Source organism: Tissierella creatinophila DSM 6911 (genome assembly GCF_001940565.1).
Classification (GTDB): Bacteria; Bacillota; Clostridia; order Tissierellales; family Tissierellaceae; genus Tissierella_A; species Tissierella_A creatinophila.
Genome location: NZ_LTDM01000008.1, coordinates 1 through 22984, shown reverse-complemented (window position 1 = coordinate 22984; position 22984 = coordinate 1). Strand labels below are relative to the sequence as shown.

Here is a 22984-nt window from a genome sequence, read left to right as displayed (position 1 = left end):
ATGTGATAATATGAAATCCTTAATATTTTTTGCGTTTATAATAGGGATAGACCTTTTTTTAAAGAGTATAAAAGATAAAAAGAAGATACAAGAAGCAAGATACAAAAAGATGCAGGAATTAAAAAACATAGGGAATATTAAAACAGTTAAACAAACTCAAACAAGATTAGAAGAAGAATTCCAAAGAAAACCGAGTCTTTCTAGAAGTCAGGAAAGAGATAATTTATTTGAGGAAAATAAATCTTATATAGAAGATTATCAATTTGATGAAGAAAAATATGAAAATCTCTATAAAGATATAGAAAAAAGGTATGAAGATATAAGAGAGAGTTATAAATATAAAAAAACAGATATGCAAAGTCAAGGTCTTTATGATCCAAACTCAATAGAGCCAAGTGCTAAAAAAGAATATGATGTGTTAGATGTAAGAAATTATGGAAAAAGTGATGAAACAATAGTTAACCTAGCACCTAAAGCTTCAACTTTCAAAAAAGATATTTTAAATGGGATAATCTTTTCAGAAATTCTAGGTAAACCAAAAAGTCTAAAAAATAAATAAACTAAGTAAAGAGTACCCTAAAGTAAATTGATAAATTTAACTTTAGGGTACTCTTTTGTAATAGTCACTTGCTTTTTATCATATATATAATTGGAGGGATTTCTATGAAGAAAAATATTGATAAAGTTAAAAAAGGTATTACAGATGCATTAGAATTGCCATTAGATATAGCATTAGATTTACCTAAAATTACAATGGTTGGTAATTTAAAGGTTGATATTACAAATCATAAGGGGATTATAGAATACAAAAAAGAGATTATAAGAATAAATACAAATATTGGGATAGTAAAAATAACGGGTGATTCATTAGAGATAAAAAATATATTAATAGAAGAAATTAATATAGATGGAAATATTGAAAATATAGAAATAATGAGCTAAGGAGGATTTTATGTTAGCTATAAAAATATGGAATTATTTAAAGGGATATGTTATTATTAGAATTAAGGGACTTAGCCTAGAAAGGCTTTTAAATCTTTGTTTAGTTAACGATATTTATCTATGGAATGTAGATAGAATAAATAATGTAGAAATAGAAGCTTCTATTTCTATTTTAGGGTATAATGATTTAGAAGAGCTAGTCAATAAGGTAGGATGTAGGGTTGAAATAAAGGAAAGAGTGGGTTTTCCCTTCTTCTTGGACAGATTTAAGAAAAGAAAATCACTAGGCATAGGTGCAATTATTTTTTTTGTTTTATTTGGAGTATTATCCTCTATTATATGGAAGATAGATATAATAGGATTACAACAAATCCCTCATGAGGAAATAATAAAAGAGTTAAACAGAGATGGGATTAAAATAGGTAATTTTAAGAAAAACATAGATGAAGACAGTGTACAAAAAAAGATACTTGAAGAATTTAAATACATATCATATATACAAGTTAAGAAAAAAGGTGTTAAACTTATTATAGAAATCAAAGAAGAAGATATGCCGATGGAAGATAATTATAATCAATATCCTAGTAATATTGTAGCAAAAAGAAAGGGAGTAATTTTTAAAGTAATAGCTAAAAAAGGTAAAGCTATAGCTCAAAAGGGTCAAATTGTAAAAGAAAATGATCTTTTGATTTCTGGAACTGTAGATAGTGAAATAACAGAAGAAACGGGCTTAGTATCTGCTAAAGGAGAGGTTTTAGCATATACTACTTATTCTGATACTGTAGAATCTCCCATAATAATAAAAGAAAAAAGAGAAACTGGCAATAAATTTACTCAAAGAGGGATAAAGTTAAAGAAAAAAAGAGTTAAATTTTTTTCAAGTGATATTCCATATAAGGATTATATACAGGAAATAGAAGAAAAATCTATATTGGGTTTAAATAATATAGATATTCCTGTTAAATGGGTAGAATATATATATAAAGAAGTAGAAGTAGAAGAAGTAAAACGTGATGTAGATGCACTCAAAAAGTCGTCTCAAATTAAAGCAATTGAAAATATAAATAAAGAGCTTGCCAAGAAAAGTGAAATAATCTCTAAAAATGCAGTATTTACTATAAAAGATAATATACTTACCACAAAAGTTATTATAGAGACTATAGAAGATATAGGCAAAGTAAAAATTATAAAAAAATAGGAGGCTATAATTTGGAAAATGGGAAAATAGAAAAGGAAATTATAATTGAAAATAATAATATAATAAATGAAATATTTGGTAGATTAGATGAAAATATTAATGTAATAAAAGATAAATTAAATATCAACTTACTTTTAAGAGAAGGAAAAATAAAGCTAGTAGGAAAAGAAAAGCAAGTAGATTTAGGGGAAAGACTTATATATGATTTGATAGAAATTATAAAATCACAAAAAAAACTAAATATGCATGATTTATTATATGCTTTAGATTTGGTATTAAAAGGAGAAGATGGAAAGATTAAGGACTTATTAAATGATATAATTATGGTAACAGCAAGTGGAAAAACTTTAAAGCCAAAGACTTTAGGTCAAAAAAGATATATAGATTCTATAAGGAAAAAGGATATTGTATTTGGAATAGGACCTGCTGGTACGGGAAAAACTTATCTCGCTATGGCCATGGCTATAAAGGCTTTTAAAAATAAAGAAGTAGATAGGATTATTCTTACAAGACCTGCGGTAGAAGCAGGAGAAAATTTAGGGTTTTTACCAGGAGATCTTCAAGAAAAAGTAGATCCATATTTAAGACCTGTATATGATGCATTGTTTGATATAATGGGATCAGATCATTATCTTAAATATTTAGAAAAAGGACTTATAGAAGTAGCCCCACTTGCATATATGAGAGGTAGAACCTTAGATAGTTCATATGTAATACTGGATGAAGCACAAAATACAACAAATGAACAGATGAAAATGTTTTTAACTAGACTTGGCTTTGGCTCAAAAGCTATTATAACAGGAGATATAACCCAAATAGATTTACCGCGTGGAAAAGAATCTGGCCTTAAAACAGCTATAAATATATTAAGTGATGTAAAAGGAATAGATATGATTCATTTATCCAAAGCAGATATAGTAAGGCATCCATTAGTGCAAAAAATAGTAACGGCATATGAAGAGTTTGAAAAGAATAAATAGACTATAGGAAAAAGGATGATTTTTATGGAGGTTTTTCTTGACAACAGACAGTCAAAAGTTGATATAGATGAAAAAATCTTAGATACTTTAATTCGTGTAGTAAAGGAGAGTTTACGAGTTGAAGATTTGGAAGGAGACTTTGAAGTATCTATATCATTTGTAGAAAATGAAGAAATAAAAGAGTTAAACAAAGAGTATAGAGGAATAGATAAGGAAACAGATGTCTTATCTTTCCCACTGGATGAGGATTTATTAGTTCCAGTACCTCTCCTTGGAGATATAATTATATCAGTAGAAAAGGCTTTAGAACAAGCTCAAGAATATGGTCATAGTCTTGAAAGAGAATTAGCTTATTTAACTGCTCATAGTATGCTTCATCTTTGTGGTCATGATCATATGGAAAACCAAGAGAAAATAATTATGAGAGATAAAGAAAAAGAAATAATGAAAAGTTTAGGTGTTTTTAAGGGAGAAAAAGGCGTATGAAAAGAAGCATAATCGATAGTTTCAATTATGCAGTATCGGGAATAATTCTATCGATAAAAACTGAAAGAAATATGTTAATTCATTACATTGTTGCTATAGGAGTACTTTTTGCTAGCCTTTTTTTTGATTTTAGCAGAATGGAATTTTTAATTCTCCTATTTGCTACTACATTGGTAATAGTATTAGAACTTATAAACACTGCTATAGAAAAGACTATAGACATGATAACAAAAGAATATCATCCTCTAGCAAGGCTTGCCAAAGATATAGCTGCAGGAGCGGTACTTATATCTGCTATAAATGCATTTCTAGTAGGATATTTATTATTTTTTGATAGATTAAATTCTTTTACAGAGGTAATAATATTTAAGATAAGAAGTTCAAGTGTCCATTTAACATTTGTAAGCCTGATACTAGTGGTTCTACTTACAATAGGGATTAAGGCCAAATTTTATAGAGGACGAGGAACACATTTTCAAGGAGGAATTGTAAGTGGACACTCAGCCATATCTTTCTGTATAGCTACTATAGTGGCTTTTTTATCAGAAAATATATTAGTGATTACTATGACTTTTGCCTTAGCATTACTAGTTGGGGAAAGTAGAGTAGAAGGTAGAATCCATAGCCTATCTGAAGTGGTACTTGGAGCTATACTTGGAACTATAGTGGGAATTCTTATATTTCAAATTATTGGATAAAGGAGATTTATATGATGAAAATCAAATTGAGATACATCTTTATATTGATGTCTATACTAATGCTATTGACTGCATGTAAAAAGGACAAACAAGATATAGATGCTAAATTGCCTGTTGAGGAAGACCTAACTAAAGAAGAGGGAATTAAAAAAGAAGATGATAAAGAAAATGACATCAATAAGTCTAAGTCTCCTTTAAGTGGAATATATGTGGAAAAAGAGAAAGTAAATAGAAGAATAATGGGAGTTATGTTTGATAATCATCCAAAAGCTAGATGGCAAGCAGGTCTTAAAGATGCAGAAATAGTTTATGAATATGCAGTAGAAGCTCCATATACAAGATATCTAGCTCTGTTTTTAAGTAATGACCCCTCATCTATAGGGCCTATGAGAAGTGCTAGACCATATTTTGTTACAACTATTTTAGAGTATGATGCTCTTTATGTGAGATGTGGAGGAAGTACTGAAGCTGAAGCTGATATAGTTAAATACGATATAGATGATTTAGATGCAAGAGTTAGTGGTTCTAATATATTTTGGAGAAAAAAACATAAAAAATCTCCAAACAATCTATATTCAGACATGAAAACTCTTAGAAAACTGGCAGATGAAAAAGGTTTAAATGAAAAAAGCGATATAAATATGTTTATATTTAATAGAGAAGATAAAGATATAAATGGCTCTTTAGCAAACGAAATAAACATCAAATATAATAGCATGAATACAACAGATTATTTATATAATGAGGAAGAGAAAAAGTATTATAGAAAAAAAGATGGTGAGAAACACATTGATGAAATAGATAATACTCCTATAACTGCTAAAAATATAATTATAAGAGAAGTAGAAACTAAAGCACTACAAAATGGTAAGAAATTAGAGATGGATTTAGTAGGAGAGGGAAAGGGTAAATACTTTACAAATGGGAAAACTGTAGATATAAATTGGGTTAAAAATTCCAGAGAAGAAAAAACTATATATAGTTATGAAAATGGTCAAGAACTAAGGTTAAACCCTGGTGTTACATTTATTCAAGTAGTAAATCCTAAGATGGAAATCACAATTAAAGAATAATTGGAGGCATTAAAATGGATGAAAAAACGCTCATAAAAAAAGCATTAGAAGTTAAAGAAAAAGCTTATGTACCTTATTCAAATTTTCATGTTGGGGCAGCTATTCTTACAGAAGATGAAAAGTTATATAGTGGTTGCAATATAGAGATAGCATCATATTCTCCAACTATTTGTGCAGAAAGGACGGCTATATTTAAAGCGGTTTCAGAAGGAAGTAAAAAAATAAAAAAAATTGCGATTGTGGGAGATGGAGGATTTACTTATCCATGTGGGGTTTGTAGACAAGTAATAAGAGAATTTGGTAAAGATGCAAAGATTATAATTGCAAAATCTGAAGATGAATATAAGGAATACACTCTAGAAGATCTTCTTCCACATAGTTTCGGGCCAGAAGATCTAAAAAAAATAGGAAGTGATAAAAAAGATGTATAAATCAGGATTTATAAGTGTTATAGGAAGACCAAATGTAGGGAAGTCCACCCTTTTAAATGAAGTAATAGGTGAAAAGATATCTATAATATCAGATAGACCTCAAACCACTAGAAATAAAATACAACTTGTATATACAGGAGATGATTTTCAATTAGTATTCTTAGATACTCCTGGTATGCAAATGCCAAAGAACAAACTGGGAGAATACATGTTAAAAGTATCTAAAAGTACACTTGGAGAAGTAGATGTAGTTACTTTTATGGTAGATGAAAGTATGGATATCGGAAGTTTAGATAGCTATATCTTAAATATATTAAAAGAAATAGATACTCCTATAGTTTTACTGATAAATAAGATTGATAAGATGGAAAAAGAAGATATAGCCAAGCTTATAAATAAATATAATAAGATGAATATTTTCAAAGAAATTATCCCGATTTCTGCATTAAATAATGATAATGTAGAAAAGTATGTAGAAGTTTTAAAGTCACTAATACCAGAAGGACCTCAATATTTCCCTGAGGATATGATAACAGATCAACCTGAAAGATTTATAATTTCAGAACTTATAAGAGAAAAAGCTTTAATAAATTTAAACGAAGAGGTTCCCCATGGTATATATGTAAATATAGATGATGTAAAGACTAGAAAAGATGGTGAATTAATAGATGTATTTGCAACTATATATACTGAAAAAGAGTCTCACAAAGGCATAGTAATAGGTAAAAAAGGACAAATGTTAAAACAAATAGGACAGAGCGCCAGAGAAGACATAGAAAGACTTATGGGCACTAAAATAAATCTTCAACTTTGGGTAAAAGTAGAAAAAAACTGGAGAGATAAAGTCAATAAGGTTAAATATTTTGGATATAAATAGGTATGAAATATGATAAAAACAGAAGGAATCGTATTAAGTGAAATGCGATTTAAAGATACCAGTAAGATATTAAATATATATACAAAGAATCTAGGGAAAATTCCTGTTATGGCAAAGGGAGCTTATAAAGCAAACTCTAGGCTTATGGGCAGTACTCAGGTTTTTTCCTACAATGAATATATATTAAAAAAGGGACAAACCTTTTATTATTTAAATCAAGGTAATATAATAGAATCCTTTTATAATATGAGAGAAAACGTTGAAAGATTTGTGTATGGATCCTATATTTTAGAGTTAATAGAAAAGTCTTCTCCGGAAGAAGAGGAAAATTTAACTTTATTTTTACTTTTAGAAAAAAGTCTTAAAATACTATCAGAATTAAATGATGGGTTTTTAAAGTTCATCGTAGCATTTCAATTGAAATTTGTTTCATTTATTGGATACAAGCCTCATCTTAACACTTGTGTTAGTTGTAATAAAACACCTATATCAGATATAAGATGGAGTAATATAGAAGGTGGGATTATCTGTAGTAGTTGTTTTTCTAAGGATATGAGTTCTATTTATATAAATAAGCATATATATAAGGCAATGATAGAACTGCTTTATATACCATTTGAAGAGTTGGAAAATATCAATATTTCCTTAAAAACTTTAAAATCAATGCAATCTCTTTTGGAAAGATATATACTATTTAATATTGATAGAAAAGAATTTAATAGCTTTAAAATGATAGATATGATACTAGAGAATTAGGATTTAAAATGATACAATATTGACATATAGTAAATAATTTGTTAAATTATAAAAAGAAAAGTTTAATAAGGATACGTGAGAATTAAACCTTCATAATGATAAATATGAAAGGTTTTGTTTTCTAAATGAGGAGGATGTTTATGTATTTTCAAGACATGATATTAAAGTTATACGATTATTGGGGCGAAAAAGGATGTACGATTATGGAGCCTTATGACATAGAAAAGGGTGCGGGAACTATGAGTCCACATACTTTTTTAAGAGCACTAGGACCTGAGCCTTGGAAAATAATATATGTAGAACCATCAAGAAGACCAGCAGATGCAAGATATGGAGAAAATCCTAATAGAGTATATCAACACCATCAAATGCAGGTTATAATAAAACCATCCCCAGAAGATATACAAGATTTATATCTAAATAGTCTAAAAGTATTAGGAATAGATCCTTTAAAACATGATATCAGATTTGTAGAAGATAACTGGGAAGCGCCTACCCTTGGAGCATGGGGACTTGGATGGGAAGTATGGCTAGATGGTATGGAAATTACTCAGTTTACTTATTTTCAACAGGTTGGAGGTATAAACTGCGAATTAGAATCTGCAGAGCTTACTTATGGACTTGAAAGAATAGCTATGTATCTACAGGATGTAGAAAATGTATTTGATATAAGATGGAACGAAAACTTAACTTATGGAGATATATTTAACAAAGCAGAATATGAACACTCAGTATATAGTTTTGAAATAGCAAATATAGATACACTAAAACAACTCTTCAATATATATGAAAAAGAAGTTAAAGAAATTTTAAAAGAAAAACTGGTTCTTCCGGCTTATGATTATGTTTTAAAATGTTCACATGTATTCAATGTATTAGATGCAAGGGGAGCTCTTTCTGTATCGGAGAGAACAAAATATATTGGAAGAGTAAGAGATTTAGCAAAAGTAGCTGCATCTTCATATATAGAACAAAGAAAAGAATTAGGATTTCCTTTAATAAAGAAAGCAGGTGAAGTAAATGAATAATACTTATTTACTTGAAATAGGAATAGAAGAAATTCCGGCAAGATATGTAAAAGACACTTTAAGACAGTTAGAAGAAAAATTTTCAAATCTTTTTAAAGAAGAAAATATCTCCTTTTCTAAAATAGAAGTTTATTCTACACCTAGAAGATTAACTACTATAATAAGGGGACTTCAAGAAGATAAAGGTGAAAAAATAGAAAATATAAAAGGTCCTTCTAAAAAGATATCTTTTAATGAAGAAGGAGAACCTTCTAAAGCTCTTTTAGGATTTATGAGAGGTCAAGGAGTAAATTTAGAAGATATCTCTTTTATAGATCATAATGGTGAGGAATATGCCTATGCAAAGGTAGTAAAAAGAAGTAAAGATATAGAAACCATTATAGAAGAAAATGTAGCTGAACTAATAAAGAGTATTAACTTTCCAAAATCAATGAAATGGGGAGGGAAAGATATTAGATTTGCAAGACCGATTAGATGGATAGTATCTTTGCTTGATGACAAAATAATTTCATTTGATTTTGAAGGTATAAGAGTTTCAAATAAGACAAATGGTCATAGGTTTTTAGGAGATTCTGATATTGTTTTAGAAAATGTAGAGGAATATGAAGAAGTTTTAAAGAAAAACTTTGTAATAGTTAATCACAATGAAAGAAAAGAAATAATAAAATATGGAGCTGAGAGATTAGCCAAAGAAAAAGGTGGAAAACTTCTTCAAGATGAAGACCTACTAGATGAAGTAACAAATTTAGTAGAGTATCCTACTCCAGTTATAGGTAGAATTAAAGAAGAATACCTAAATCTTCCTAAGGATGTTATAGTAACTCCTATGAAAGAACATTTAAGATATTTTCCAGTACTAGATATTAAAGATAGATTACTTCCTTATTTTATTACCGTAAGAAATGGTAATGATGAACATTTAGATACAGTAATTAAAGGAAATGAAAAGGTTCTTGGAGCAAGGCTTGAAGATGCTAAATTCTTTTTTAGGGAAGATATAAGTAAACCTTTAGAGGACTATACAGAATCTTTAAAGAACATTACTTTCCAAGAAAAATTAGGTACTTTATATGATAAAAGTGTGAGAATTGCAAAACTTGGTGAAAAAATAGGGGAACACTTAGAAGTTGGAGAAGAGACAAAGAAAAATATTAAAAGAGCGGCTATCTTATCTAAAGCTGATCTTACAACTAAAATGGTAACTGAATTTACAGAGCTTCAAGGTAAGATGGGAATGGTATACGCATCAATTTCAGGAGAAAATGAGATAGTAAGTTTAGCTATATTTGAGCAATATCTTCCAAGATCGCTTGGAGATGAACTTCCTTCTACTACTGCAGGAGCTGTTCTTAGTATAGCAGATAAGCTTGACTCTATATCTGGGCTTTTTGCAATAGGAATACATCCTACTGGCTCACAAGATCCTTTTGCACTTAGAAGAAGTGCACTTGGAATTATAAAGATAATATTAGATAAAAAATTAAACCTCTCCCTACAAGAACTAATAGAGTTTGCACTATATATTCAAGTAGAAGAAAATGTATTAACCTTTGACTATGAAAAGGTCAAAATGGAGATAAATGAGTTTTTCTTAGGTAGAATAAAAAGTATGTTTTTAGAGATGGGAATAAGATATGATATAATTGATTCTGTAACTCAAAATGAGATTGATGATATTTATGATATAAAGATAAAAGCAAATAAATTAAATGAGTGGCTTAAAACTAGAGATACATCTGAAATTCTAACTGCATTTAATAGAGTTGCTACATTAGCAAAGAATACATTATCTAGTGATGTAAAAAGAGACCTACTTTCAGAATATGGTATATCATTATTTGATAGTTATAATAATATTGAAGAAGAGACTTTAAATTCTATAGATAAAAAAGAGTATGATAAAGCATTAGATTTATTGACTAGTTTAAAAGAACCTATAGATAATTTTTTAGATAATACAATGATAATGGTCGATGATGAAATTATTAAAAATAATCATTTATCACTATTAAGAAAGATATATGATACCATTATCAAGGTGTGTGACTTATCTGTGATAGTTAACTAATAATAACTATATTTTAAAATAGGTGGTGAGTCTAATACAATTTAGTAAAAGGCAAGAGAAGATTATTGATATCGTGAAAAAAAATGAACCTATTACTAGTGAAGATATAGGAAGTAAATTGAACTTATCTAGAGGTACTTTAAGAACTGATTTAGCTCTTTTAACTATGATAGAAGTTTTAGATGCTAAGCCTAGAGTTGGTTATTTTTATGTTGGAAGAACAAATTTTAACGATATATATACTAAATTAGAAAATATATTAGTGCAAGAAATTTACTCTGTCCCAATTGTTTTAGCAGATACTACTCTTGTTTATGATGTAGTAGTTACTATGTTTGTAGAGGATGTAGGATCTATATTTCTTTCAAACGATGGAGAACTATCAGGAGTTGTTTCTAGAAAAGATATTATTAAATTTCTTATGGGTGGAAAAGACCTTTATACCGTTCCAATAAGTATAATAATGACAAGAATGCCTCATATAGTATATACTACTCCCGATAAAAGTGCACTAAGTGCTGCCAAGAAATTGATAGACAATGAAATAGATAGCATTCCAGTAGTAGAAATAAAAAAAGAAAAAGCATTACATGTTATAGGGAGGATTACTAAGACAAATATAACGAGGCTATTTGTGGAACTTGGAGAAGATTTATAAGGGGGAATTATGTGGAAAGAAAACTTACCATTTATGTGATATCAGACTCTATAGGAGAGACTGGAGAATTAATTGCAAGAGCAGCAGTAAGACAATTTACAGAAAACTACGAGATTAAAAGATACCCTTATATTGTGAGTGAAAATCAAATAAAAGGTATATTTGATGAGGCGGAAGTAGGTAAAAGTCTAATTATATATACAACTGTTTCTGAAAAAACCAGAGATTTTATAGAAATAAAAGGAAGAGAACGGGGTATACCTACAGTAGATATTATGACTCCTCCTTTAGTTGCCTTGGAAAACACTTTAAACGTTTCACCTAAAAGAGAATCAGGAATAATTAGAAGACTTGATGAAGATTATTTTAAAAAGGTTGAAGCAGTAGAATTTGCAGTAAAATATGATGATGGAAAAGATCCGCGTGGAGTTAAAAAGGCTGACATATGTTTGGTAGGAGTTTCTAGAACATCAAAAACTCCTTTAAGTATGTATCTAGCACATAAAAACTATAAAGTAGCAAATGTTCCTTTGGTACCTGAAGTAATGCCCCCTAAAGAATTATTTGAAAAAGATAAAAATAAAATTATAGGACTTATTGCAAACCCTTATAAGTTAAATGAGATACGAACAGAAAGACTTAAAACTCTTGGACTAGGATTTACAGCTAATTATGCTAATGTAGATAGAATTAACTTAGAGCTTGAATATTCCAGGAAGATAATGAAAGAGTTAGATTGTATAGTAATAGATGTTTCAAGTCGGGCAATTGAAGAGACCGCAGGTATTATTTTAAATCATATGGCAGAAATGTTTAATTAATAAATTAAAAGAAGTGTTTATATAAACACTTCTTTTAATATTCTAAAGAAAGTTTAAAAAGATAAAGGAATTTAACATGTTTTGTAGTATATATAATATAGACTATTTTTAAAATACTTTTATGGAAAGAAGGAATATAAAATGAAGATCAGAGAACAAATAGAACAAAGAGAAAAAGAAATACTATCTCCTTTCGCATCTCTTGCTTCTGATTCCAAAGGTAGAAAAGTATTTGAAGCAAAATGTGATATAAGAACAGAATTCCAAAGAGACAGAGATAGAATAATACACTCTAAAGCTTTTAGAAGATTAAAGCATAAGACACAAGTATTTATCTCTCCAGAAGGTGATCATTTTCGAACTAGACTTACTCATACATTAGAAGTTTCTCAAATCGGAAGAACAATAGCAAGAGCTTTAAATTTAAATGAAGATTTAGTAGAAGCTATTAGCTTAGGTCATGATTTGGGGCATACTCCCTTTGGACATACTGGAGAAGCCATATTAAATGAACTTCACCCACGTGGTTTTAAACATTATGAGCAAAGTTTAAGAGTAGTAGATTTTTTAGAACATAATAAAAATAGACAGGGCTTGAACTTGACTTATGAAGTGAGAGAGGGTATAATTAACCATTCTGGAAAATGTCCAAGTAGGAGTTTAGAGGGACAAATTGTCAAATTATCTGATAGAATTGCTTATATTAATCATGATATAGATGATGCTATTAGAGCTAATATAATAGATGAAAGAAATTTACCAAAAGACTGTATAGAAGTCTTAGGTTCATCTCATGGTGTTCGTATAAATAATATGATTCTTGATATAGTAAATATGAGTCTAAATAAAAACGAAGTAAAGATGAGTCCTAAAATAGGAGAAAAAACAGAAAAATTAAGAGAGTATATGTTTAAAAATGTCTATTATAATAATATAGCAAAGTCTGAAGAGAAAAAAGCCGAGTATATAATTAAAGAATTATATAAATTCTACCTTAAAAGTCCTGATGAAATGCCTTTTGAATATCAATATTCTTATTCTTTAGAAAATTCTTCTCTTGAAGATAGGATATGTGACTATATAGCAGGAATGACAGACCGCTATGTAATACATGTCTTTGAGAATCTATTTGTGCCTAAACCGTGGGAAAAGTATTAAAAATAATAGTAGGTGAATATCAAGGTGATGACATTAAAATGTATATAAATGAAGATTTAATAGACCAAATAAAAGAAAGAGCTGATATTGTAGATATAATATCAAGTTATCTAACTTTAAATAGATCAGGATCTAATTTAGTAGGTCTTTGTCCTTTTCACAATGAAAAAACACCCTCATTTACAGTATCAAGCTCAAAACAATTTTTTCATTGTTTTGGATGTGGTGAAAGTGGAGATAGTATCACTTTTATAATGAAAAAAGAAAATTTAGATTTCAAAGAAGCAGTAGAGTTTTTGGCAGATAAGCTAGGAATTGAATTAGATGGAAAAGAAGTAGACACAAAAGAAATAGAAGAAAAAAGAAGATTATATGAAATAAATAGACAAGCAGGAAGGTATTTTCATGAACTACTTTTAAAAAACAACACATCCTTAGATTATTTGAAGAGAAGAGGAATGGAACTTAGTGAAATAAAAAGATTTGGAATAGGTTTTGCACCAGATGAATGGGGAAATCTATATAAGTTTTTAAAATCTAAAGGATACGTAAGTGGAGAAATAGAAAAGATAGGTCTAATAAACAAGAAAAAAGGTAATAATGGATATTATGATAGATTTAGAAATAGAATAATGTTTCCGATAATAGATAGAAATAATCAAATAATAGGTTTTGGAGGAAGGGTCATAGATGAAACTATGCCTAAATATCTAAACTCCAAAGAAAGTCTTATATTTAATAAAGGAAATAATTTATATGGACTAAATTTAGTTAAAAAATATTCAAATAAAAAAAACATACTTTTAGTAGAAGGATATATGGATGTAATAGCACTTTTTGCTAAAGGAATAAATTATGCTGTAGCAAGTCTTGGAACAGCCCTTTCACCTAATCAAGCTAAACTTTTAAAAAGATATGGAGAAGAAATTTATATAGCATATGACTCGGATTTAGCTGGTACAAAAGCTACTTTAAGAGCTATAGATATAATGTCTATAGAAGGTGTAAAGCCTAAAATAGTTCAATTACCTAAGGGTATGGATCCAGATGATTATATACAAAACAAGGGAAAGATAAGGTTTGAAAGGCTGTTAAAAGAAGCCTTAAGTCCAATTGATTATAAGATAATCTTAAATAAAGAGAAGTTTAATATAAATAATTTTGAAGAAAAAATTCTTTTTACAAAAGAGATATCAAAAGTCATAAAGGATTTAAAAAGTCCAATAGAGGAAGATGTTTATATAGAAAAGATATCTCAAGAAACTGGAATAACTAAAGAAGCAATTGAAAAAGAAGTTAGGGGTAATTATTATAATAATTTTAATAATAAAAAAGAAAATACTAAAATAGAAAAGCCTAATAGAGAAAACATAAATTCTAGAATCCAATCTGCTCATATAAAAGCAGAGATCGATCTTATAAAGCTTATGATAATTGATAAAGAATATTTTTATATTATCAGAGACAAGATTTTAGAAGAGAGCTTTTCAAATTTGGCATGTAGAAAAATATATAATATAATAAAAACTAAATATGAAAATACAGATATTTTATCTATAGATGATTTAATAAAAGAAGCTTTAAATATAGGTGTAAATGAAAATATAATAAAAGAATTAAAAAAAGATTCTTTAGAATATAAACCTACAAACATAGAGAAAGTAATTGATGATTTAACAAATACTTTAATTTTAAATAATTTAGAAGAAAAAAGAAAAAAAACCATTAAGGCTATTAAAGAGCTTGAAGAAGATGCCCAAAAGATGGAATTAGATAGAGTTCATTTTAAAGAGCTTTGTATAGAATTAACCAATTTGAATAAGGAAATTAAATCTATTAGATATGAGTAGGAGGTACAATAGTGAAAGATACAAATAATAAAGAAGTAAATGAATTAAAAGCTTTACTAAAAGTGTTAACAACCAAGGGAAAGAAAAAGGGCAATTTGACATATAAAGAGCTAATGGATACCTTAGAGAGTGTTGAACTAGAAACTGAGGATATAGATAAAGTTTATGAACATTTAGAAGACCTAGGAATTGAAATACTTGGAGAAAAAGATGAAGATTTACTTATAGATAATGAAGAAATGATTGAAGATGAAAAGATTGAAAAAATTGAAAATCTATCAGTTCCAAAGGGAGTAAGTGTAGATGATCCTGTAAGGATGTACTTAAAGGAAATAGGTAAGATACCACTACTAACTGGATTAGAAGAAGTAAATTTAGCTCAAAGAATGGAAAATGGAGATGAATTAGCTAAAAAAGAGTTGGCTGAAGCCAATTTAAGATTAGTAGTAAGTATTGCAAAAAGATACGTGGGAAGAGGTATGCTTTTTTTAGATCTTATACAAGAAGGCAATTTAGGACTTATGAAAGCGGTAGAAAAGTTTGAATATAAAAAGGGATTTAAATTTAGTACCTATGCAACTTGGTGGATTAGACAGGCTATAACAAGAGCAATAGCCGATCAAGCTAGGACTATTAGGATACCTGTTCATATGGTAGAAACTATAAATAAGCTTGTAAGAATACAAAGACAACTTGTACAAGAACTAGGAAGAGATCCTCTTCCTGAAGAAATTGCTAAAGAAATGAGCTTAGATGTAGAAAAGGTAAGAGAAATCATGAAAATAGCTCAAGAACCAGTGTCTTTAGAAACTCCAATAGGAGAAGAGGAAGATAGTCATTTAGGAGATTTTATTCCAGATGAAGATATACTATCTCCTGCTGAAGCTGCTAACTTTACCATGTTAAGAGAACAACTTATACAAGTACTTGATGGACTTACCACAAGAGAACAAAAAGTTTTAAGATTACGATTTGGATTAGATGATGGTAGAGCAAGAACACTTGAAGAGGTAGGTAAAGAATTTGATGTAACAAGAGAGAGAATTAGACAAATTGAAGCAAAAGCGCTCCGCAAACTTCGTCACCCAAGCAGAAGCAAAAAATTAAAAGACTTTTTAGAATAATTAAAGATTCGCTTTTATGCGAATCTTTAATTATATTAAAATAAAAGGAGTAAAGGAATGAATTTAAGTGATAGACTTATTAAAATAGCTGGATTTATTAAAAAGAATACAGTAGTACTTGATGTAGGAACAGATCATGGATATATACCTATATATTTGATTGAAAACCAGATTTCAAAAAAAATAATAGCTTCAGATATTAGCCCTGATTCTTTAAACAAGACTATAGAACTTGTAAAAAAGAAAGGATTAGAAAAAAACATTGACAGTAGACTTGGAGATGGTTTAGATGTGGTTAATCCATTTGAAGTTGAAGGTGTTATTATGGCAGGTATGGGGGGGATACTTATTCAAAATATACTGGAGAAAAATAAAGAAGTTACCAACTCTATAGATTATTTTATCTTTCAACCTATGATAGCTAGCAAAGAATTAAGACAATATTTATCAAGAAATAAATTTAAAATAATAGATGAAGAGTTGTCAAAAGAAGGTGATAAGTTTTATGAAATACTCTATGTAGAAAAAGGGTTTGAAAACCCAAAAGAAGAAATATATTATGAAATAAGTGAAAGATTAATAGAAAAAAAACATCCTTTATTAAAAGAATTCATTGAAAATAAAATAAAACTTATAAACTCAGTTATGGAAGAGCTAAAAGATAAAACTAATAAAAGAAGTATAGAAAGATATAATGAATTAAAAATAAAAACAAAACAATATATGGAGGTGTTAAATCAAGTTGAAACTTAAGAATATAATAGATTATATAGAAGATTGGGCTCCAAAGAGCCTTATAGATACTTGGGATAATACAGGTTTTCAAATAGGTTCAGAAAAAAAGGATATAAAATCTATATTGATAGCATTAGATTTAGATGAGGATATACTAAAAAAAGCCATAGAAGATAAATTTGATCTTATAATTACCCATCACCCTATAATATTCAAGCCATTAAAAAATATAATTTCTACAAATCCAAAAGAAAAACTTATATTGGATATAATAAAAAATGATATTGCGGTTTATAATGCTCATTCAAATTTAGATTTAGCTATAGGTGGAGTAAATGATGAACTTGCCAAGTTATTAAATATTAAAAATACAATTAATTTAAAAGAAATATTTAAAAGAGAAATCAATGGTGAAAGCATATCCTATGGATATGGTAGAATAGGAGAAATATCAGAGACTGGTTTAGAAGAATTTATAGGAGTAATAAAAAGTTCTTTAAATATTGAAAACCTAATCCTATATGGCTCTATACATAAGACTATAAGAAAAGTAGCAGTATGTGGTGGAAGTGGCAGTGACTTTATAGAGAATGCAATAGAAGGAAAAGCAGACTTATATATTACAGCAGATATAAAATACCATGAAGCCCAAGATGCCTATGAGAGAGGTTTAACGCTTATAGATGTGGGTCATTTTCATAGTGAAAAAATCATCTTACCTGTTATAAAAAGATATCTAGAAAAAGAATTTAAAACATTAAGTATAGAAGTTGTTATGCAACAAAGTCTACCCAAAAAAATATATTAGGGGGAAAGAAATGAAAAAACTAGAATTATTGTGGAAACTAGAAGAGAATAATGTTAATCTAGATAAAAATTTAAAAAAACTAGACATTTTAAAAAAAGAATTAGAAACAGGAAGTATTGAAAAGAAGATTACAAATATAAATAGGAAGTTAGAAATATTAACTAACAATAGTGGTATAATAAAAGCTTGTATTATAGAACAAGAGAATAGTTTAACTCAGTATGAATATGAAATAAATCTTTTAAACGATAAATTATATAAAGATAATATAACAGATATTAGACAACTAGAATATTTAAGCTTTGAAAAAGAAGAAATAAAAAAGAAATTAAAAGAAATCGAAATAGAAATGATAGCATATATGGAAGAAGATGAATCCATAGAATCAAAACACAAGGATAATGTGTTCATATTAAAAGAACTTAAAGAAAACTCAAAAGAAAAAAGCTCTTCTATTAAAAATGAATTAAAAAGTTTAGAAGAAAAAGTAAAACAAGAAGAAAGTAAAATAAAAGAAATTGCTGATAAATTAGATGATGATTTATTAAAACAATATAATAACTTAAAAGAAAGAAAACATAGTCCTATTGTATTAATAGAAAACAATATATGTATAGGATGTAATATGAGATTACCGACATATCAACTAGAGGAATTAAAAAACAAAGAAAACATTATAAACTGTGAATCCTGTGGAAGAATTCTCTATTTAAGGGATTAATATTAAGTAAAAATTCTTTGCTAAAAACTTAAAAACATGTTATAATTTTAAATGTACTAAGAGTAAGTTGTTTGATCGCGTGCTTTATAAGCATGAGGAAAGTCCGTGCTCCATAGAGCAAGATGCTGGATAACGTCCAGTGGGGGCAACCCTAAGGATAGTGCAACAGAGAGATACCGCCTATCTATTATATAGATAGGTAAGGGTGGAAAGGTGAGGTAAGAGCTCACCAGCGTTTAGGTGACTAAGCGGCTATGTAAACCCCATCTGGAGCAAGACCAAAAAGGATAACAAAGGGTAGTGGCTCGTTACCTTTCCAATGGTAGGTCGCATGAACTTATTGGCAACAATAAGTCTAGATAGATGATCAAATAAACAGAACACGGCTTATAGATTTACTCTTAAACAATTGTGGAAAATGCAGCCTTCAAGGGCTGTATTTTTTTATAATCTTCTTTTAGTATCTAATTATAGTACAAATGTACTATAATTTACTAAATGGAGATGATGTATTTGGAAAAGACTGATGAATATATGTAAATACTTGTGAATTCAAGCTTGGTTCAAGAAACTTTGAAAAACGTCCTTCCATGAAAGGAAAAATCGCCTTTCATAAGTCAGTCCTTATTTTCAAAATTTCTTCGATCTAGAAGTAGGTTTTGTTTAATATTAGTAGAATTATACGAAGAAGTAAGGAGTTGTAATTAGTGAGAGAGATAAATGTTAATGGTGAAAAGGTTATAATTAGAAAGGCTAACAAATCTGATGCTAAAGAATTAGTAGAATATGTTAATATAATTGGTGGACAATCAGATTTCTTGACATTTGGAGTAGGAGAATTTAATATAAGTATTGAAGAGGAAGAAAAAATTATTGAAAACAGTTTAAAAAAAGACAACAAGTTGTTTATTATAGCTGAATATAAAGGAGAAATAATTGGAAATCTTAATTTTTCTGGAGGTTTAAGACAAAGAACCGCTCATACTGGAGAGTTTGGAGTTAGTGTTCTTAAGGAATATTGGGGAAATAAGATAGGAGAAGAACTAGTCAACTATTTAATTAACTGGAGTGAAGAAACTGGAATAATTAGAAAGATTAATTTAAGAGTCAGAACAGATAATGAAAGAGGTATTTGTTTATATAAAAAGCTTGGTTTTGTAGAAGAAGGTATGTTAAAAAGAGAATTTTTAATAGATGATAAGTTTTATGATTCTTTAATGATGGGTTTACTTATTAATTAATATGCAATGTTAATAAAGGACGTAACAAGGGAGGTTTTATAACATGAATGGAAATAAGCTTCTAATTGACTTCTCAATGTTTATGATTGCCGTTTCCTTTGGAAGTTTTATACTTAAGTATTATAAACAGGGAGTTTGGTCTTTACCACATTTAGCAGGAGCTTTAACTGGAGCAATTATTTTAATACCTTCATTATTTTGGAGAAGAAAACATAAAAAGATAGCAGAATCAGGAACTAAAAAAGATGAACATCATTAATAAAAAGCTCAAGTATATAAATATTAAGTTGTAAATTAAAAGAGGTGTTTTTTTGAAAATAGCAAGAATCATATTTTCTTTAATAATAATAATTTCAGCAGGGGTTGTTATGATTATAAAATCTCCTTCTGAACCAAGGTTAAAACCTTATATGATCATAGCTCTACTTCTTATTAGTATAATTGATGGAAGAGTATTTACTAGACAAAAAGAAAAAGATAAGGATATAACGACATTTTTAATTAAATTTATTGCACTTATAGGTTTTATTTATTTGTTCCTGTAGTTTTCCATTATACGTATTAGAAAATATACAAACTATTTATAATATGATACCCTTCATAAAAGGAGATGATAAATTATGAGAAAAGATTTAAATAAAAACTTTAGAGACATAAGCAAGGAAAATAAAAGTAGAGAAGAAAGTAAAATTACATCTTTTGATATAATAATTGGTTTATTAATAGGAGGATTTTTTTATTTTGCTTATTATATTTTAATGCCTGACTATTTCAAGTTGAACCCTCTTAAATTTCCCTATATGTTGGTTAGCATATATTTTGTAGTTTCTACGCTTTTATTCCCATACGTTAGTAAGAGAGTTAGTGGATTGTCAACACTTATTTAGACAGTTTTTTTAAGGTTATGGAATTTATATTCTTTAGGACTTAAATATCCTAGTGCTCCGTGAATCCTAATATTATTGAACCAATTTACATAGTCTGCTAACATTATTTCTAGTTGCTCTAAGCTTTCAAAATGATAGTTATAAACAAATTCAGTTTTAAATATTTTGAAGGTTGATTCAGCTACAGCGTTATCATATGGACAGCCTTTCATGCTCAGAGATCTTTTAATTTTAAATGTATCTAATACTTCATCTATTAGTTTGTTTTTAAACTCATTACCTCTATCTGTGTGAAATAAAGTGATGTCATTTAATTTTGTTTTAACCTTTGCAAATGCCTTGTATACTAGAGGTGCGTCCTTATTAGATCCAGAGCTATAGCCTATAATTTCTCTGTTGAAAAGATCGACTAAAAAGCATACGTAGTTCCATTTTTTATTAACTCTAACATATGTTAAATCGCTAACCACTACTTCATAAGGATTATCTGGATTGAATTCTCTATTTAGTTCATTTGCTATTTTTGATTCATTACATTTATCTACATGAGGCTTATGCTGAGCGACTGTATAATTTGATACTAAGCCGTTTTGTTTCATTATTCTACCTATTTTTCTTCTTGATACTATAAAGTCTAGTTTTTTAAGCTCCACCTTGATTTTTCTAGTACCATAGTTGTTTCTACTTGCTTTAAATATATCTATTACCTTTGGAGTTATTTCATCTGTTGTTTCTTTAACTTTAGATTCATAATAATAGGTACTTCTATTAACTTCTAGGACCCTACACATTGCTGAAATACTGTATTTGTGAGAATTGCTTTTAATCACATTTACTTTCGTCCTAAGATCAGCGCTGCTTGCTTTAAAATATCATTTTCCATCCTTAATTGCTGGTTTTCTTTCTTTAATTTGATTAATTCGTTTTCTTCTGGAGATCTATTATCTTTCTCGCTGAAAGATCCAGTAGTCTGACTTCTATTAATCCAGTTATTGAAAGCTGTAGTTGTTAATTCATATTCAGCTATTATATCTTTTTTAGGTTTGCCATTTTCATATAATTTCACCATTTGTTCTTTAAATTCTGGGGTAAATGTTCTTCTTTGATTTTTAGTCATATAAAATCGCTCCTTCTTATACTTTTATTTTACATGACCTTAATTTAGTTGTCTAGTTTATTGTAACCTATCCATAGTGTATAGATTGAAGGTAATAAAGCTATAAGATTTATTTCAACAAGTAAAATAGCAATGCCATTTGCATATATTTTTTCTCCTATTGAATTGTCTTTTTCTGATCAATAGTGAGTCCTTCTATCAACCATCTATATTGCTGTGGACTAATTTCTCTAACATCTTCTGTGGTTCTTGGCCACTAAAACACGCCTCCCTCTAGACTTTTGTATAAAAGAAGGAAATCATCACCCTCCCAAAGTATGGCTTTCATTCTATCTCTTTTTCCTCCACAAAAAACAAATAGTGCATTTTCAAATGGATTTAGGTTGAAATTCTGAGATACTATTGCTGAAAGACCATCTATGGACTTGCGCATATCAGTCTTACCACAGGCAATGTATATTCGCATGTCATCAGGAAGTCCTATTCTCATAGCCTACCTATTAGATTAGTACTGTTCCTAATGTATTTGGATCTACTCCATTTAAAATTTCAATTTCATTTCCATTAGAACTAAGGATAGCACAAGTACCTTGATTGTTAGATTTGGACTCTTGGCTAGGGGTCTTAGATTCATTAGGCTTAATTTCTACAAATTGAGGTTGCCCTGTAACAGCTAATGTTCCAACTTTAATTAGAGTATCTTGTCTAATTACCCGCTGCCAGTAGTAGAATTTGGTTCTTGAAATGTCATTTTCCTCACACCATTTTCTTATGGACTGACCGCTTATGGCATGACTTTCAATGATTTTCATCCATTCAACCTTAAGTATTTCATGGTTAGTTGCTTTCATAGTTGTAATGTTAATCATCTCCCTACGCTTTTAATGTTTGCAAAATTACTTCGTTAACTTTAAAAATATTTTGTTGTATTTGTCAATTGAAATTTGGTTCTTTCCAATCTTAGTTGAAATTTAAAATATTATTACTTGATTAACAAGCGTTTTATTTAGGTTTTCTATTAAGTAGTAATTGATTTCAATTAACTATGGAAAGAACCACTTTTAGAATATCATAAACATTTGTAGAGAGTATTATCTCATGTTACGTAACATTTTTAAATCCATGATATTATTGACCGCTTACTTTTTATTTACTTAAGGATAATAATTCAACTTTAACTCTAACTTACTTTCTATCCTTATAATAGTATATAACTAAAAACTAAAATAGATAACCTCTACATGTCTTATACCCTATCTTTAAATATTGATTGTTGTTTATATATGTGATAATCTATATGAGTCCAATTGTATATAGAGATAATAAT

General features: G+C 28.6%; 27 protein-coding genes and 1 other RNA gene. 25 read left to right on the top strand and 3 right to left on the bottom strand.

Annotated features, from left to right (window positions below):
• The first annotated feature begins 10 nt into the window (after positions 1-10).
• From TICRE_RS03025 to TICRE_RS02905, 25 genes are all read left to right on the top strand, one after another.
• A complete protein-coding gene (locus TICRE_RS03025; protein WP_075724996.1) occupies positions 11-559 on the top strand; it encodes a hypothetical protein in 549 nt (182 codons plus the stop codon).
• A 104-nt stretch (positions 560-663) separates the two neighbouring features.
• A complete protein-coding gene (gene yqfC / locus TICRE_RS03020) occupies positions 664-942 on the top strand; it encodes a sporulation protein YqfC (RefSeq protein ID WP_075724994.1) in 279 nt (92 codons plus the stop codon).
• A gap of 10 nt (positions 943-952) precedes the next feature.
• A complete protein-coding gene (gene yqfD / locus TICRE_RS03015; protein WP_075724992.1) occupies positions 953-2140 on the top strand; it encodes a sporulation protein YqfD in 1188 nt (395 codons plus the stop codon).
• An 11-nt stretch (positions 2141-2151) separates the two neighbouring features.
• Positions 2152-3120, top strand: a complete 969-nt coding sequence (locus tag TICRE_RS03010; protein WP_143583033.1) for a PhoH family protein — start codon at positions 2152-2154, stop codon at positions 3118-3120.
• Positions 3121-3144: 24 nt separating this feature from the next.
• On the top strand, positions 3145-3606 hold the full coding sequence (ybeY, locus tag TICRE_RS03005) for an rRNA maturation RNase YbeY (RefSeq protein ID WP_075724990.1): 462 nt from the start codon (positions 3145-3147) through the stop codon (positions 3604-3606).
• Entirely contained in the window at positions 3603-4304 is a 702-nt protein-coding gene (locus TICRE_RS03000; protein WP_075724988.1) for a diacylglycerol kinase, read from the top strand. Before ybeY ends, TICRE_RS03000 begins: the two co-directional genes overlap by 4 nt.
• Positions 4305-4318: 14 nt before the next feature.
• Positions 4319-5377, top strand: a complete 1059-nt coding sequence (locus TICRE_RS02995; protein ID WP_233120132.1) for a DUF3048 domain-containing protein — start codon at positions 4319-4321, stop codon at positions 5375-5377.
• Between the two features lie 14 nt (positions 5378-5391).
• The gene (locus tag TICRE_RS02990; RefSeq protein ID WP_075724984.1) at positions 5392-5808 is read left to right on the top strand and encodes a cytidine deaminase; all 417 of its coding nucleotides are present in this window, start codon (positions 5392-5394) and stop codon (positions 5806-5808) included.
• Complete coding sequence (gene era / locus TICRE_RS02985) at positions 5801-6685, top strand: GTPase Era (protein WP_075724982.1); 885 nt, start codon at positions 5801-5803, stop codon at positions 6683-6685. The genes TICRE_RS02990 and era overlap by 8 nt, the downstream gene beginning before the upstream one ends.
• A 9-nt stretch (positions 6686-6694) precedes the next feature.
• A complete protein-coding gene (recO, locus tag TICRE_RS02980; protein WP_075724979.1) occupies positions 6695-7441 on the top strand; it encodes a DNA repair protein RecO in 747 nt (248 codons plus the stop codon).
• Positions 7442-7581: 140 nt separating this feature from the next.
• Complete coding sequence (glyQ, locus tag TICRE_RS02975) at positions 7582-8469, top strand: glycine--tRNA ligase subunit alpha (RefSeq protein ID WP_075724977.1); 888 nt, start codon at positions 7582-7584, stop codon at positions 8467-8469.
• The gene (glyS, locus tag TICRE_RS02970) at positions 8462-10537 is read left to right on the top strand and encodes a glycine--tRNA ligase subunit beta (RefSeq protein WP_075724975.1); all 2076 of its coding nucleotides are present in this window, start codon (positions 8462-8464) and stop codon (positions 10535-10537) included. The genes glyQ and glyS overlap by 8 nt, the downstream gene beginning before the upstream one ends.
• Before the next feature lie 25 nt (positions 10538-10562).
• Positions 10563-11195 (top strand): helix-turn-helix transcriptional regulator, encoded by a 633-nt coding sequence (locus TICRE_RS02965; RefSeq protein WP_075724972.1) that lies wholly within the window; start codon positions 10563-10565, stop codon positions 11193-11195.
• 11 nt (positions 11196-11206) lie between these two features.
• Entirely contained in the window at positions 11207-12016 is an 810-nt protein-coding gene (locus tag TICRE_RS02960; protein ID WP_075724970.1) for a pyruvate, water dikinase regulatory protein, read from the top strand.
• 141 nt (positions 12017-12157) lie between these two features.
• Complete coding sequence (locus TICRE_RS02955; RefSeq protein WP_075724968.1) at positions 12158-13174, top strand: deoxyguanosinetriphosphate triphosphohydrolase; 1017 nt, start codon at positions 12158-12160, stop codon at positions 13172-13174.
• Positions 13159-15024, top strand: a complete 1866-nt coding sequence (dnaG, locus tag TICRE_RS02950) for a DNA primase (protein WP_233120131.1) — start codon at positions 13159-13161, stop codon at positions 15022-15024. Before TICRE_RS02955 ends, dnaG begins: the two co-directional genes overlap by 16 nt.
• Positions 15025-15032: 8 nt before the next feature.
• Positions 15033-16148: an RNA polymerase sigma factor RpoD gene (gene rpoD / locus TICRE_RS02945; protein ID WP_075724966.1), complete on the top strand. Its 1116-nt coding sequence runs from the start codon at positions 15033-15035 to the stop codon at positions 16146-16148.
• A gap of 57 nt (positions 16149-16205) precedes the next feature.
• Complete coding sequence (locus TICRE_RS02940) at positions 16206-16901, top strand: tRNA (adenine(22)-N(1))-methyltransferase (protein WP_075724964.1); 696 nt, start codon at positions 16206-16208, stop codon at positions 16899-16901.
• Positions 16891-17691 (top strand): Nif3-like dinuclear metal center hexameric protein, encoded by an 801-nt coding sequence (locus tag TICRE_RS02935; RefSeq protein ID WP_075724962.1) that lies wholly within the window; start codon positions 16891-16893, stop codon positions 17689-17691. Before TICRE_RS02940 ends, TICRE_RS02935 begins: the two co-directional genes overlap by 11 nt.
• A 10-nt stretch (positions 17692-17701) precedes the next feature.
• Positions 17702-18412, top strand: a complete 711-nt coding sequence (locus TICRE_RS02930) for a zinc ribbon domain-containing protein (RefSeq protein ID WP_075724960.1) — start codon at positions 17702-17704, stop codon at positions 18410-18412.
• Positions 18413-18471: 59 nt separating this feature from the next.
• Positions 18472-18818, top strand: an RNA gene (gene rnpB, locus TICRE_RS02925) — RNase P RNA component class A.
• A 301-nt stretch (positions 18819-19119) separates the two neighbouring features.
• Complete coding sequence (locus tag TICRE_RS02920) at positions 19120-19653, top strand: GNAT family N-acetyltransferase (protein ID WP_075724958.1); 534 nt, start codon at positions 19120-19122, stop codon at positions 19651-19653.
• A 43-nt stretch (positions 19654-19696) separates the two neighbouring features.
• The gene (locus TICRE_RS02915; RefSeq protein WP_075724956.1) at positions 19697-19912 is read left to right on the top strand and encodes a hypothetical protein; all 216 of its coding nucleotides are present in this window, start codon (positions 19697-19699) and stop codon (positions 19910-19912) included.
• A gap of 52 nt (positions 19913-19964) precedes the next feature.
• A complete protein-coding gene (locus TICRE_RS02910; RefSeq protein ID WP_075724954.1) occupies positions 19965-20198 on the top strand; it encodes a hypothetical protein in 234 nt (77 codons plus the stop codon).
• Between the two features lie 75 nt (positions 20199-20273).
• Positions 20274-20540 (top strand): hypothetical protein, encoded by a 267-nt coding sequence (locus tag TICRE_RS02905; protein ID WP_075724952.1) that lies wholly within the window; start codon positions 20274-20276, stop codon positions 20538-20540.
• Here the strand turns inward: TICRE_RS02905 and TICRE_RS02900 are convergent.
• The 3 genes from TICRE_RS02900 to tnpA all read right to left on the bottom strand — a co-directional run bounded on the left by TICRE_RS02900 (position 20537) and on the right by tnpA (position 22526).
• Positions 20537-21657, bottom strand: a protein-coding gene (locus TICRE_RS02900) for an IS3 family transposase (RefSeq protein ID WP_143583031.1) whose coding sequence is annotated in 2 segments (ribosomal slippage) — positions 20537-21408 and positions 21408-21657 — 1122 coding nt in all. Because the reading frame shifts where the segments join, the coding sequence is not laid out codon by codon here. The two genes, TICRE_RS02905 and TICRE_RS02900, sit on opposite strands and share 4 nt — an antisense overlap.
• Positions 21658-21913: 256 nt before the next feature.
• The gene (gene tnpB, locus TICRE_RS02890) at positions 21914-22147 is read right to left on the bottom strand and encodes an IS66 family insertion sequence element accessory protein TnpB (RefSeq protein WP_084191779.1); all 234 of its coding nucleotides are present in this window, start codon (positions 22145-22147) and stop codon (positions 21914-21916) included.
• A gap of 10 nt (positions 22148-22157) precedes the next feature.
• Positions 22158-22526 carry an IS66 family insertion sequence element accessory protein TnpA gene (gene tnpA, locus TICRE_RS02885; protein ID WP_143583029.1) on the bottom strand — a complete coding sequence of 123 codons (369 nt, stop codon included), beginning with the start codon at positions 22524-22526 and terminating at the stop codon, positions 22158-22160.
• Positions 22527-22984: the final 458 nt, after the last annotated feature.

Bases quoted from the DNA above. Each gene is read 5' to 3' on its own strand.
- yqfD (WP_075724992.1), top strand. From the start codon at position 953: ATGTTAGCTATAAAAATATGGAATTATTTAAAGGGATATGTTATTATT.
- TICRE_RS02930 (WP_075724960.1), top strand. From the start codon at position 17,702: ATGAAAAAACTAGAATTATTGTGGAAACTAGAAGAGAATAATGTTAAT.
- TICRE_RS03000 (WP_075724988.1), top strand. From the start codon at position 3,603: ATGAAAAGAAGCATAATCGATAGTTTCAATTATGCAGTATCGGGAATA.
- TICRE_RS03025 (WP_075724996.1), top strand. From the start codon at position 11: ATGAAATCCTTAATATTTTTTGCGTTTATAATAGGGATAGACCTTTTT.
- tnpA (WP_143583029.1), bottom strand. From the start codon at position 22,526: ATGATTAACATTACAACTATGAAAGCAACTAACCATGAAATACTTAAG.
- TICRE_RS02940 (WP_075724964.1), top strand. From the start codon at position 16,206: ATGAATTTAAGTGATAGACTTATTAAAATAGCTGGATTTATTAAAAAG.
- tnpB (WP_084191779.1), bottom strand. From the start codon at position 22,147: ATGAGAATAGGACTTCCTGATGACATGCGAATATACATTGCCTGTGGT.
- glyS (WP_075724975.1), top strand. From the start codon at position 8,462: ATGAATAATACTTATTTACTTGAAATAGGAATAGAAGAAATTCCGGCA.
- TICRE_RS02955 (WP_075724968.1), top strand. From the start codon at position 12,158: ATGAAGATCAGAGAACAAATAGAACAAAGAGAAAAAGAAATACTATCT.
- yqfC (WP_075724994.1), top strand. From the start codon at position 664: ATGAAGAAAAATATTGATAAAGTTAAAAAAGGTATTACAGATGCATTA.
- TICRE_RS02990 (WP_075724984.1), top strand. From the start codon at position 5,392: ATGGATGAAAAAACGCTCATAAAAAAAGCATTAGAAGTTAAAGAAAAA.
- era (WP_075724982.1), top strand. From the start codon at position 5,801: ATGTATAAATCAGGATTTATAAGTGTTATAGGAAGACCAAATGTAGGG.
- glyQ (WP_075724977.1), top strand. From the start codon at position 7,582: ATGTATTTTCAAGACATGATATTAAAGTTATACGATTATTGGGGCGAA.
- TICRE_RS02905 (WP_075724952.1), top strand. From the start codon at position 20,274: ATGAGAAAAGATTTAAATAAAAACTTTAGAGACATAAGCAAGGAAAAT.
- ybeY (WP_075724990.1), top strand. From the start codon at position 3,145: ATGGAGGTTTTTCTTGACAACAGACAGTCAAAAGTTGATATAGATGAA.
- recO (WP_075724979.1), top strand. From the start codon at position 6,695: ATGATAAAAACAGAAGGAATCGTATTAAGTGAAATGCGATTTAAAGAT.
- TICRE_RS02915 (WP_075724956.1), top strand. From the start codon at position 19,697: ATGAATGGAAATAAGCTTCTAATTGACTTCTCAATGTTTATGATTGCC.
- TICRE_RS02995 (WP_233120132.1), top strand. From the start codon at position 4,319: ATGAAAATCAAATTGAGATACATCTTTATATTGATGTCTATACTAATG.